Consider the following 11,349-nt stretch of genomic DNA (forward strand, 5'->3'; position numbering starts at 1 on the left):
CAGCCGCGCCCGGGTCCCCGAGGGGGGCTCCGGGGTCAGGCGCCAAGCCAGAGGTCGGGGCCGAACACCTCGTAGTGGATGTCCGCCGCCGGGACGCCCGCGATCAGCAACTGCTCGCGGACGGCGCGCAGGAACGGCAGCGGGCCGCAGAGGTAGGCGGTGGTCCCGGCCGGCACCTCGACGGAGGCCAGGTCGACCAGCCCGGTGCGCCCGGCCGGCCACTCGCCGAGCGGCCGCTCGTAGAAGACGTGCGCGGTGGCGTTCGGCAGTTCGGCGGTGAACCGCTCCAGGTCGGCGCGGAAGGCGTGGGTGAGCTGGTCGCGGTCGCCGTGCACCGAGACGATCCGGCGGGTGGAGCCGGTGGCGGCCAGGTGGTCGAGCATCGCGGTCATCGGCGTGTTGCCGATCCCGGCGGAGGCGAGCAGGACCGGGCCGTCGCCGTCGGCGAGGAAGATGTCGCCCATCGGGGTGGAGAGTTCGACGGTGTCGCCGGTGCGCAGGTGGTCGTGCAGGTGCCCGGAGACCTCGCCGCCGGCTTCGCGCTTGACGGTGAAGCGCAGGGCGCCGTCGGCGCTTGCGGAGAGGCTGTACTGGCGGATCTGCCGGGCGCCGTCGGGCAGTTCGGTGCGCACCGAGACGTACTGGCCGGGGCGGGAGGCCGGGACGGGGCGGCCGTCGGCCGGGCGGACGAGGTAGCTGGTGACGGTGTCGGTCTCCTGGTGGCGGGTGACCACGGTGTACGGGCGCCACAGGTCGGTGGGGTCGCCGCCCGCGGCGGCCTCGGCGCGCAGCCGTTCCTCGACGGCGATCAGCGCGTTGGCCATCAGCCAGTAGACCTCGTCCCAGGCGGCGGCGACCTCGGGGGTGACGGCCTCGCCGAGCACCTCGACGATGGCGGCGAACAGGTACTCGTGGACGATCTTGTACTGGTCGTTGTCGATGCCGACCGAGACGTGCTTGTGGGCGATCCGCGCGAGCATGGCGTCCGGCCGCTGGTCGGGGTGGGCGACCAGCGCGGCGGCGAAGGCGGCTATCGAGCCGGCCAGGGCCTGGCGCTGGGTGCCGTTGGCCTGGTTGCCCCGGTTGAACAGGTCGCGCAGCAGCTCCGGGTGGGCGGCGAACATCCGGTCGTAGAAGCGCGGGGTGATGTCGCCGATGGCGGCGCCCACGACGGGCAGGGTGGCCTCGATGACCTCGGCGGACTTCGCGGACAGCATCAGTGGGGCTCCTAACTGGCATCTGAGATGCGCATTAAAGGGCGTGCGGTGCCGCACGGCCCCGACGGAGGGTCGGTGGACCGGTGGGGTGGGTAGGTGGGGCAGGTCGGCGGATCAGCCGGAGGCGGGCCCCGGGCTGGGTCTCGGCGTGAGGCTGAGCAGGACCGGCCCGGTGGGGGCGGCCACCAGGTCGTCGACGCAGAGCCCGTCGAGCGCGGCGAAGAACGCCTCCTGGGCGGTGCGCAGCGCCCCGCGCAGGCGGCACGCGGCCCGCAGCGGGCACGGCGGGTCGTCCTCGCAGCCGACCACGTCGCCGACGCCCTCCAGCTCCCGCAGCAGCAGTCCGAGCGAACCGGTCCGCCCGGCGAAGGTGAGCATCAGCCCGCCGCCGCGACCGCGCCGGGCCTCCACCACCCCCAGGTGCTGGAGCCGGCTGACCACCTTGGCCGCGTGGGTGTACGGCACGCCGACCGACTCGGCCACCTCGCGGGTGGTCGGGTTGTCGCCCTCGCCCAGGACCGCCAGTCGCATGGCGATCCGCAGGGCGATGTCGGTGCTCTTGGTCAGCCTCACGTTCGAAACGCTATCGAATGCGACTCCACAATTCCAATTTCCTGCACACCCCTGATCGGGTCGCCTCCATCGGGCCGTCCTCATGGGGCTGACTTCGGGGCTGCCGAAGCGAAGCGGTCGGATCTGAACAGTTGGCGACATTAGCGGTCACGCCCTGACAGGCAGTCAGGGCGCCTTCTACGCTTCCTGCGGCCCCGGGCCCGCCCCGTACGTGACGTATCGCACGTACCGCACGGCCCGCACGGCCCGCGCCACCCGAACCGCCCGCAGCACCCGTCGTACTCGCACGACGCGCACCATCCGCACCGCCGATCCCGCTGGAGAGACCGTGAGAACACGCCGAGCACCCCGCCGCACGCTGACGGCCGTGACCGCGATAGCCGCGGCTACGGCCGCACTGCTGTCCGGGTCCGCCCCCGCCGAGGCCGCCGCGCCCCCGCCCACCATCGCCGCCCAGGTGGCCGTGGCGCCCTACCCGGCGGGCGTCGCCCTGACGCCCGACGGCGGCCACGCCTACGTGACCAGCCAGAGCAGCGGCACCGTGAGCGTGCTGGACACCACGAACAACACGGTGAGCGGCACGTTCACCGCCGGCACCGGCTCCTACGCGGTCGCCGTTTCGCCCGACGGGCACCGCGCCTACCTGACGCACCACCTGGACAACACGGTCAGCGTGGTGGACACCACGACCGCCACCGTCACCGCGACCGTCCCGGTCGGTGCCCAGCCGTGGGGCCTGGCCCTCTCGCCCGACGGCTCGCGCGCCTACGTGAGCAACGCCTCGGCCGGCACCGTCAGCGTGCTGGACACCTCGTCGAACACCGTGACCGCGACCGTCCCGGTCGGCGCCGAGCCGCACGGGCTGGCCGTCTCGGCGGACGGGAAGAAGCTGTACGTCGCGGCCTCCGGCGCCAAGGCGGTGAACGTCGTCGACACCGTGAGCAGCACGGTGAGCGCCACCGTTCCCGTCGGCCACAGCGCCTTCGGCCTCGCCCTCAGCCCCGACGGCACCAACCTCTGGGTGGCCGACGGCGACGACAGCACCGCCGCCGTGATCGACACCGGCGCGAACACCCTGCTCGGCACCGTCCCGGTCGGCTCCGGCCCGTACGCCGTCACGGTCGCCCCGGACGGCTCGGCCGCCTACGTGTCCGACTACGCCGACAACACGCTGAGCGTGGTGGACACCGCCAGCCGGACGGTCACCGCGACCGTCCCGGTGGGCGCGAGCCCGTACACCCTGGCCCTGACCGCCGACGGGCGGCACGGCTACCTCGCCGACTTCACCGGCGGCGCCGTCCAGGCACTCAACTTCCCGCTGCCCGTCCCGGCCGTCACCGCGATCACCCCGAACGGCGGCTCCGGCACGGGCGGCACCACGGTCACCCTCACCGGCACCGACCTGAACGGCGCCACCGCCGTCACCTTCGGCGCGGCCGGCCCGGCCACCTCCTTCAGCTGCACCAAGACCGGCTGCACCGCCACCGCCCCCGCCACCGCGGTGACCGGCCCGGTGGACGTCCAGGTCACCACGGCCGGCGGCACCAGCGCGGCCGTCGCGGCGGACCGCTTCACCTACACGGCGCCCAGCGCCCACCTGGCCGTGGCGCTCACCGCGACCCCAGTGACCCAACTGCTCGCCAGCCGGGTCGACTACACGGTCACCCTCACCAACCAGGGGCCCGACCCGCTCACCTCGGCCACCGTCGCGGCCGGCCTGCCCAGCGGCCTGGCCGCGAGCTCCACCGACTGCACCGTCGCCACCGGCAAGCTCGCCTGCGCGCTGTCCACCCCGCTGGCCAAGGGCGCGAGCACCACCCGGCACTTCTCGGTCAACGTCGGCCTGCTCTCCCTCCTCCGCAGCTGGGACGTCACCGTCGCCCGCACCGCCGGCGTCCCCGCCGACCCCTCACCCGCCACCAGCCAGGACACCCGCAGCTGCTCCGCCGTCCTCGGCCTCCTGATCACCTGCAAGTAACACCCGCCCCCGGCCCTGGCCACTTCGCCCCGCCGAGCTGGTGCTCGGCGGGGCGAACGAGGGCCTCGCCGCCAGGCGGATCGACAACGAGCACGCGGATCGGCTTTCCGGAACCGCCCCGAGTTCCGCTGCTCCGATCCTCCTCTGATGGTGATGCCGCGATGATCAGGCGCGGGTGCGCCTCAGCGCCACTTCTGCGTGGCGGACCAGTTGCACTGCCACTGGTTGGCGGTCGCACCGTTGTGAGTGGCGTCGCCCCAGATCTCCAGGCACTTGCCGGAGTTCCTGTTGCCGAGTTCGCCGGTGGATGTCAAGAGCCATTGCTGGGTAGCCGATCCATTGCAGTCCCACTGGCCGGCGCGGGCGCCGTCGTCGACGGAATCGCCCCAGATCTCCAGACACTTGCCCGAGTTCACATTGACGATGGTGGCCCAGGCGCCGTTGAAGTTGATCTGCCATTGCTGGGTGGCCGATCCGTTGCAGTCCCACTGGCCGGCGCGGGCGCCGTTGTGGGTGGCGTCGCCCCAGATCTCCAGGCACTTGCCGGAGTTGGCGTTGACAAAAGTTCGTGACCCCGCCGACAGCGAATGCGCTGTCGCGGCGCCGGCGGATGGTGCGGCCGCGAAGCCCGTGGTGATCACGATTCCGGCGACAAATGCCGCTGTTCCCTTGCTGATCCGAAGACTCACAGCTCTCCTTGGAGATAGTCGGAGCCGCATGCCTACCCGGCCGGGAGTCGGGCAAACGGAAGGGTGTACGAATGGCAGGAAAGCGCCGGAGTCGAGCGTGAACCCTCCTTCGGCTTCTGGTGGACCTTCCCTGGCATCAGTCAAGGTACGGAACAGGCCGCATATGCACTGGCCGTCGCATTCATGCAGGTCCCCGCCTTCCCCGTTCCGAATATCGGCGGGAGGATATTGCGTGGCGGATATTCCCGGTATCTCGGTCCAGTGCGGATTCGGCCGGACGACGAGCCGTCCGTTCCCTCTGAACCCTTCGACCTCGCTCAGGTGTTCTCGGAGGGAGGATGTTGACTGTGTACGAGGTGTGCCAGGCTCCGCAGTTCACGCTCAAGGGCATCGCCCGGGGTGTTGGTCTGAGCGGCCAAGGTTCGGAGCGCCCGCTCTGCGCCGACCGGGTCGCTGGCGCGCAGGCGAAGTTGCGCGAGCATGAGCAGTGCAACGGTGTACCCGGGCCCTGTGAGGCTGGCGGCGGCGGCCGAGTCGAGCATCTGCTCGGCATCGTCCAAGTCGCCGGCCCGCATGGACAGCACTGCGAGATCGGCCACGGCGTCTGCGGCCCGTTTCCGTGTCCGCCCGGCCGACCGGAGAGCGGGAGGCCCGGGAGGTCGGCCGTGAGAGCGCTCTCCAAGTGAGTGCACTAGCTTTTCCAACTCCTGAGATGCAGCCGCAGCCGTGGTACCGCCGGAGTGCATGATGGTGTTGCGCAGTTCGATGATCCGTCGGATGACACGGGTGCGTTCGACCGGCGTTCGGGTGCGCAGCCGACGTGCGGCCGGAGTGCCCAATGAGGACTGCTCCAGCAGGGCGTCGAAGTCCTGGTCGTTATCCACGCTCGCCACGTTCCTCCTGTTTCGCTTTGGTTCTCCACCGGTGCAGTAGGCCTTCGACGGCCCGGGTGCTCGTGGCGCCGAGGAGTTCGCGGATCTCCCCCTGTGAGTAGCCGTCGATAGTCATCGCCACCGCTGCCCGCGCTCTTGGGTTTCAAGGTCGACGGTCACTCGCAGGTTGCCGAGTACCTCGTCGGCGACGCTCAGGACACGGACCGGATTCTCGTAGACGGCCTTCTCCCGGCGGAGCGCTCGGGACTGTCGTTCCTCGCTGCTCTTCCACCGGCGGAACTCGTTCGGGAAGTCGTACGCACAGGCGCCCATGAAGTAGGTGGTGATGCTGGCGCCGCCGTCGAACCGCCAGCTGCCCTCGACGAAGGCCTGCCTGCGGAAGCGAGGCAGTGCCTGCGCGATGGTCATGGTGGCGAGCTCGTCCCGGAGGTCGCTGTTGGAGCTCAGCTCCTCCAGCTCCAGTTCGTGGGGGTTGAGGCCGAAGCCCCGCTTCGCGACGAGCTGGAAGATGAAGCCGGAGTACATCCAGGCCCGCAACACCGCGATCCCGTATCGGGCGAGCTCGTCGACGAACCGGTCGTACCGCGGTCCGGCGAAGCCGTCCTGGGCCAGCAGCTCGACGATCCGGTGGTCGGCCATCCGCTGGTCGATGCTCTCCTGCTGCCTCCGGGCCTCCCGGCTGTCGCGGGAACCCTCGGCATAGAGCGATTCCAGGACCTCTGTGGAGACCGGTGCGCCAAGATCGTTCTTGCCGGGTCCGCCGTCGGGTTGTAGGTCCCGGGCGCGCGCGGTCGCGAACTGCCCGCCCGCGTCGTCGCCCTGCATTGCCTCCCCTTCCGGTCGTCGCCCGCCCACCCGGAGGAGCGGGGCCGAGCGTCGGCCTTCGGCCGACTCCCTCCACCTTCGGTGTACGTCCGCCCCCTTGTACGTGGCCCTCCACGGAGTACCCCACGGATTCTTTCCAAGATCTTTCAGAGGGCCTTCGGGTGAAGCCGTCCGTGGGGTGCAGGCGTCGGCACGACGTAGAAGCATGAGTCTGAATGACCGACAGAACAACGGAGGACAACGTGAGTTCGTCCAGCAAGACCCCGCCGAACCAGCCGGCCCTGTTCCTCAGCGTGCACACCGCCGTTGTGCTCCTCGCCGGGGCCTTCATCGGCCTGGTCGTCGGCGGGCTCGCCTTCCTGAGCGGGAGCCCGGTCGCCGGGGCGGTCCTGGCCGGCCTGGCCGGACTGGGAGGCAGCGTCCCGGTGCTGCGGTCGCTGATCCGCTGACGCCTTCCCGGGGGTTTGCCGGCGGCCGCGGCATCGGGGTGGTTGCTGCCCGGTACCTGCCCTCACTGCGCCCGGGTGGCCAAAATGGTGCGTCAGTTCGGTAGCAGAGTGAATCCGGACAGTAGCCGATCGTGTTCTGGACAGACCGTCGGACTTTCGTGAAAGGACACCGCGCGGACCTCACCCTGGAGTCGCCGCGGCCATGGGAGGCCCGCGATACCCGGGAGAGTCAGTGCCCGTAACGCAGACCGGCCGGAACGTCGAATCGCTGGTCACCGAACTGTCCGACGCCCGCAAGCAACTGGACGAGATCCCTGCCCGGTTCCAGGGGGCTATCGATGGACTGCTCGCCTCGATCGGGACCGAACTGGCCGCGCATCGCGACCGGTTCATCGGAGTCCTACGCGCCGAGCAGAGCGAGGCGGCCAAGCTCCGCAAGGACAATGCCGCGCAGCAGCAGCGGATCGAGGAACTCCTCGCCGATCTCGGCCGGGCCCGGCTCGATCTCGTCCGGGCCGGCCGTTCCAGCCTGTCCGCAGGTTCGCGGCAGCAGCCGGGCGAGCTCGATGCCCCTTCGGGGTCGGCCGAGCCCGAGCCCGAGCCCGAGGCCAGGGCTGTCGACAGGGAGGACCTCGCCTCCGCCCCCACCGGGACGGGCGGTTCCGTTCCGGGGCCGGCTCCGGAGCAGACCACGATCACGACCAGCGCGGAGGAGTCAGACATGACCGAGTCCACCCCTCAGCCCGACACCGAGGACGTTCCCCCGGCGGTGCGCGACTACATCCGACAGTTGCCGGCCGAGCAGCCTCACGCCACCTCCGCGCCACGCGATCCGGCCGTCGGCGTTCCGACGGCACCGAAGGAGGCCCTCGCGGTCGCGGCCGAGGCCCCGTCGAGGTCGGCGGGCGGCGGCACCAGCGACCTCATCCCGCCCGCTCTGGCCTGGCCTGCCCATGTCGCCACGCTGCGCAAGGCCGCAGCCGTCAACAAGCTGGCCGTCGCCTGCCACCCGCACACCTGGGACTTCCTGGCCGACCGGGTCCGTGCCGCCGGAGGCAAGGAGCACAACCCGCACTTCACCGACCCCGCGGGTGCCGACCGCGACCAGCGCCGTGACTGGGACCGCAGCGGCGCGGACTCCGACAAGCACCCGGACACCGTCCTGTCCGGCCGCAGTGCGGTGGCGCTGCTGAACGCCCTGCACACGATGGTGCACCAGGGTCTCGATCCCGAGCGCGGCATCGAGACGTGGGCGCTGGCGGTGACCGCGTACGAGCGGATTGCCGAGGTCGTCAACGCGACCCGGCCGGGGACGCACGTGCCGGACGGTCCCGACAGCCGGCCGCGGGTCGTTCTTGACGACCGAAGCCTCGGCGCGGAGCACTGATCGGGCGCCGGGCGAGGACCGCCCGGAGCGCTGGTGCCGGGTGTCGGTGCTGAAGGCCCCGCCGGAATGGTCCGGCGGGGCCTTCGCCGTTTTCGGTGCTGGACGGATCGTCCGGGTTGGACGTACAGTCCGGGCATGACTGCGGACAACACCGACCCACGCGTTCGGACCTTCGCTCCGGTGTGCCGTGCGGTCGCCCTGCTGCTCGGCCCGTACGCGGAGGTGGTACTGCACGACACCGCCACCGACCGGGTGCTCGCCGTCTGGAACCCGATGACGCCCCGGGCCCCCGGCGACCCCTCGCTGCTCGGCGAGCTCGACGGGGTCGACCCCTCGGCCCCCGACGTCTACGGTCCGTACGAGAAGCTGCTGCCCGACGGCCGGCGGCTCTCCTCGGTCAGTGCGGTGCTGCGCGACGACGCCGGACGGGCCTCGGCGGTCCTCTGCGTCAACCTCGACCGGGGGCCGCTGGAGCACGCCGCCGCCCTGCTGGCCGGATTCGCCGCCCCCACCGCGCCCCGCCCCGAACCGCTCTTCGAGCGCGACTGGACGGAGCGGATCAACGACGTGGTCGGCGGACACGTCCGGGCGCAGGGCCGCCCGCTGGAGCGCTTCACCCGCGAGGACCGGCTGGCCGTGCTGCGCGAACTCGACCAGGCCGGGGTGTTCGCCGTCCGCAGGGCCGTGCCCGCCGTCGCCACCGCCCTGCGGATCTCCCGCTCCACCGCCTACAGCCTGCTCGCCGAACTCAAGCACCCCGCGGCACCGGGGACCGCCGACGCCGCGGGCCCGGCAGGCCCGGCGGGCCCCAGGAAGGACTGACCACCATGCCCCAGCTCCCCGACTTCCGGCTCGAAACCCACTTCTCGCGGTGGGAGTTCACCGCCCGGTACCACCTGACCGCCTCCGACGCGCAGACCATGACGATGGCCGAGCTGCTCGCCCTGGCGGGCCCCGAGGACCGCGAGGCCTGGGACACCCTCGCGCTCGGCTACACCGAGACCTTCGGCGACCCCGGGCTGCGCGCGGCGATCGCCGGCATGTACGAGCGGGTCGACCCGGACGACGTGATCTGCTTCGGCGGGGCCCAGGAGGGGTTGAACCTCGCCATGCGGGCGCTGCTCGAACCGGGCGACCATGCCGTGGTGGTGACCCCGAACTACCAGTCCGCCGAGACCATCCCGCTCTCGTTGTGCGAGGTCACCGGCGTCGCGCTGGACGAGCGGCAGGGCTGGGCGCTGGACCTCGACGCGGTCGAGGCGGCGCTGCGGCCGAACACCAGGGTGGTGTCCGTCAACTTCCCCAACAACCCCACCGGCGCGCTGCCCGGGCCGGCCGACTTCGCCCGGCTCGCCGGACTCTGCGACGAGCGCGGCATCCGGCTCTTCTCGGACGAGGTCTACCGGGGCCTGGAGCGCGACCCGGCCCGGACCCTGACGCAGGCCGCGGACCTCTCCGAGCGCGCCCTCTCGCTCAACGTCACCTCCAAGGCGCTCGGCCTGCCCGGCCTGCGGATCGGCTGGATCGCCTGCCGGGACCGCGAGTTGCGCTCCCGCCTGGAGCGGGCGAAGCACTACACGACGATCTGCAACTCGGCCCCGAGCGAGGTGCTGGCCCGGATCGCGATCACCGCCCGCGAGCGGATCCTGGACCGCAACCGCGGCATCGTCGCGGAGAACCTGCCCCTGTTCGACGCCTTCTTCGCCGAGTTCGCCGACCTCTTCGACTGGCGCGCCCCGGACGGCGGCTGCGTCGCCTTCCCGCGCTACCTCGGGGCGGACGGCGTGGAGGACTTCTGCACCGGACTGGTCGAGCGGGCGGGAGTCCTGCTGCTGCCCGCGAGCATCTTCCGCTCCGAGCTCACCCCCACCCCCGCCGACCGCTTCCGGATCGGCGTCGGCCGCCGCGATCCGGGCCCGGCCCTGGACGCCTTCGCCGACTGGCTCCGCAAGCGCTGACCGGTACCGGACCCGGGTCGCGGCGGGCGAGGACAGCGGGGGAGCGGTGGGTTCGCGCGAGGACTGCCGCTCCCCGGCCCGAATCTGGCAACCTTGCGGGTCGCCGAACCATCAGGGAGGGGAACCCGCCGTGACCGAAGTGCTGCCAGGCTCCGTCGACACCGAGGCCGACACCGACACCGACACCGACACCGACGCCGACATCGACGCCGACGAGACCGAGCGTGAAGCCGTCGAACAGGAGCGCGCCAGGCTGCGGGAGTTCGTCACGGGGCTGAGCACGGACGACATCAGGTCGGGCGGCTGGTTCACGAAACTCTGCGCCCAGGCGCTGCGGTCGTACACCGAGAAGGCCACTTGGGAGTACTTCCAGCAGAAGTACCAGGGGGTACCCGCGGACGGCATCGTCGGGCAGCAGATCAAGCTGGCGGCGAGGTACGCCATGATCGAGGGTGGGATCACCTCCAGCGTCTACACCGGGACGATAGCCGCGACCATCGGCTCACTGGGCGGTGCCAGTCCCGCCACCGTTCCGGCCGGTGTCGTCACCTTCATGGTCGACCTGACGTACATCACCCAGCTGCAGATGCGCCTGGCCCACGACATCGCGGTGATCTACCGGATCCCGCTGGACGTGGACGATCCCGAGGACATGATGAAGCTCGTCCGGGTGGCGTTCGGCATCAAGGCGGGGGAAGTCGCCCGCGGCAGCCTCAAGTTCGTACCGGGCCTGGTCCGGCAGGTCCTCAAGAAGTACTACTCCGGTCCGGTCCTCGCCGCCGCGAAGAGCCTCCCGTTCGTCGGGAAGCACCTCCTGCAGCGCAGCATCATCAAGTTCGGGATCCCCGGCGTCGGGATCCCCCTGACCATCCTCGTGAACCGCTACACGACCGTGGCCTCGGGGCGCCACGCCAAGTCCGTGTTCCGTGCCGAGGCAGCGGTGATCGAACTCGCCGACACCCTCGTCCGGCGTACGCGGCACCCGCGGCTGATGCTGTGGGTCGCGTGGCTGGTCATCAACGCGGACGGCAGGATCGCCGACGCCGAGAACCTGCTGTTCCAGCGGCTGACACGGCTCGTCCGGGAGCGGCACCAGATCGACGACGGGCAACTCGCCGACGTCGTCACGATCGACCCGGACGAGGTGTGGCAGCGCGTCGACGCGGAGCCCGGGGACCTCGGTGACGTCCTCGACGCCGCCGAACGGGTCGCCACCGTCGACGGGGACCTCAACCCGCAGGAGAAGGCGGTCATCGCCGAGCTGCGGAAGCGCTGCCTGCGACGCTAGACCCTCGGCCCGCAGCGCGCGGCCCGCAGCGCGCGGACCCCGCGACGGCGGAGGCCCGCCCTGCGGCAGGGGCGCCGGCCACCGAGCGGATC

11 protein-coding genes are annotated in these 11,349 nt (G+C 71.4%); 6 read left to right on the plus strand and 5 right to left on the minus strand.

Features of this window, described 5'->3' with window-relative positions; translation table 11 throughout:
- Positions 1 to 35: 35 nt before the first annotated feature.
- On the minus strand, positions 36 to 1,217 hold the full coding sequence (locus tag ACFQ6N_RS25130; RefSeq protein WP_380653135.1) for a globin domain-containing protein: 1,182 nt from the start codon (positions 1,215 to 1,217) through the stop codon (positions 36 to 38).
- 114 nt (positions 1,218 to 1,331) lie between these two features.
- A complete protein-coding gene (locus ACFQ6N_RS25135) occupies positions 1,332 to 1,790 on the minus strand; it encodes an RrF2 family transcriptional regulator (protein ID WP_380653138.1) in 459 nt (152 codons plus the stop codon).
- 367 nt (positions 1,791 to 2,157) lie between these two features.
- On the opposite strand from ACFQ6N_RS25135, the gene ACFQ6N_RS25140 reads away from it, so the two are divergent.
- On the plus strand, positions 2,158 to 3,768 hold the full coding sequence (locus tag ACFQ6N_RS25140) for a beta-propeller fold lactonase family protein (protein WP_380653141.1): 1,611 nt from the start codon (positions 2,158 to 2,160) through the stop codon (positions 3,766 to 3,768).
- A 182-nt stretch (positions 3,769 to 3,950) separates the two neighbouring features.
- Here the strand turns inward: ACFQ6N_RS25140 and ACFQ6N_RS25145 are convergent, their stop codons facing one another.
- From ACFQ6N_RS25145 to ACFQ6N_RS25155, 3 genes are all read right to left on the minus strand, one after another.
- Complete coding sequence (locus ACFQ6N_RS25145) at positions 3,951 to 4,457, minus strand: RICIN domain-containing protein (RefSeq protein WP_380653144.1); 507 nt, start codon at positions 4,455 to 4,457, stop codon at positions 3,951 to 3,953.
- A 317-nt stretch (positions 4,458 to 4,774) separates the two neighbouring features.
- Positions 4,775 to 5,341: a tetratricopeptide repeat protein gene (locus ACFQ6N_RS25150; protein WP_380653147.1), complete on the minus strand. Its 567-nt coding sequence runs from the start codon at positions 5,339 to 5,341 to the stop codon at positions 4,775 to 4,777.
- 120 nt (positions 5,342 to 5,461) lie between these two features.
- Positions 5,462 to 6,175 carry a hypothetical protein gene (locus ACFQ6N_RS25155; RefSeq protein WP_380653150.1) on the minus strand — a complete coding sequence of 238 codons (714 nt, stop codon included), beginning with the start codon at positions 6,173 to 6,175 and terminating at the stop codon, positions 5,462 to 5,464.
- A 215-nt stretch (positions 6,176 to 6,390) separates the two neighbouring features.
- Between ACFQ6N_RS25155 and ACFQ6N_RS25160 the strand changes: the two genes are divergently transcribed.
- From ACFQ6N_RS25160 to ACFQ6N_RS25180, 5 genes are all read left to right on the plus strand, one after another.
- The gene (locus ACFQ6N_RS25160; RefSeq protein WP_380653152.1) at positions 6,391 to 6,624 is read left to right on the plus strand and encodes a hypothetical protein; all 234 of its coding nucleotides are present in this window, start codon (positions 6,391 to 6,393) and stop codon (positions 6,622 to 6,624) included.
- A 232-nt stretch (positions 6,625 to 6,856) separates the two neighbouring features.
- On the plus strand, positions 6,857 to 8,011 hold the full coding sequence (locus ACFQ6N_RS25165; protein WP_380653154.1) for a hypothetical protein: 1,155 nt from the start codon (positions 6,857 to 6,859) through the stop codon (positions 8,009 to 8,011).
- 135 nt (positions 8,012 to 8,146) lie between these two features.
- Entirely contained in the window at positions 8,147 to 8,833 is a 687-nt protein-coding gene (locus ACFQ6N_RS25170; RefSeq protein ID WP_380653157.1) for a transcriptional regulator, read from the plus strand.
- Positions 8,834 to 8,838: 5 nt separating this feature from the next.
- Positions 8,839 to 9,969 carry an aminotransferase class I/II-fold pyridoxal phosphate-dependent enzyme gene (locus ACFQ6N_RS25175; RefSeq protein WP_380653160.1) on the plus strand — a complete coding sequence of 377 codons (1,131 nt, stop codon included), beginning with the start codon at positions 8,839 to 8,841 and terminating at the stop codon, positions 9,967 to 9,969.
- 130 nt (positions 9,970 to 10,099) lie between these two features.
- The gene (locus tag ACFQ6N_RS25180; RefSeq protein WP_380653163.1) at positions 10,100 to 11,257 is read left to right on the plus strand and encodes a hypothetical protein; all 1,158 of its coding nucleotides are present in this window, start codon (positions 10,100 to 10,102) and stop codon (positions 11,255 to 11,257) included.
- Positions 11,258 to 11,349: the final 92 nt, after the last annotated feature.

It is taken from the genome of Kitasatospora sp. NPDC056446 (assembly GCF_042796115.1).
In the GTDB taxonomy this organism is placed as follows: domain Bacteria; phylum Actinomycetota; class Actinomycetes; order Streptomycetales; family Streptomycetaceae; genus Kitasatospora.

Excerpts from the sequence above, each read along its gene's own strand:
- ACFQ6N_RS25130 (WP_380653135.1), bottom strand. The coding sequence starts at position 1,217 with ATGCTGTCCGCGAAGTCCGCCGAGGTCATCGAGGCCACCCTGCCCGTC.
- ACFQ6N_RS25155 (WP_380653150.1), bottom strand. The coding sequence starts at position 6,175 with ATGCAGGGCGACGACGCGGGCGGGCAGTTCGCGACCGCGCGCGCCCGG.
- ACFQ6N_RS25160 (WP_380653152.1), top strand. The coding sequence starts at position 6,391 with ATGACCGACAGAACAACGGAGGACAACGTGAGTTCGTCCAGCAAGACC.
- ACFQ6N_RS25170 (WP_380653157.1), top strand. The coding sequence starts at position 8,147 with ATGACTGCGGACAACACCGACCCACGCGTTCGGACCTTCGCTCCGGTG.
- ACFQ6N_RS25175 (WP_380653160.1), top strand. The coding sequence starts at position 8,839 with ATGCCCCAGCTCCCCGACTTCCGGCTCGAAACCCACTTCTCGCGGTGG.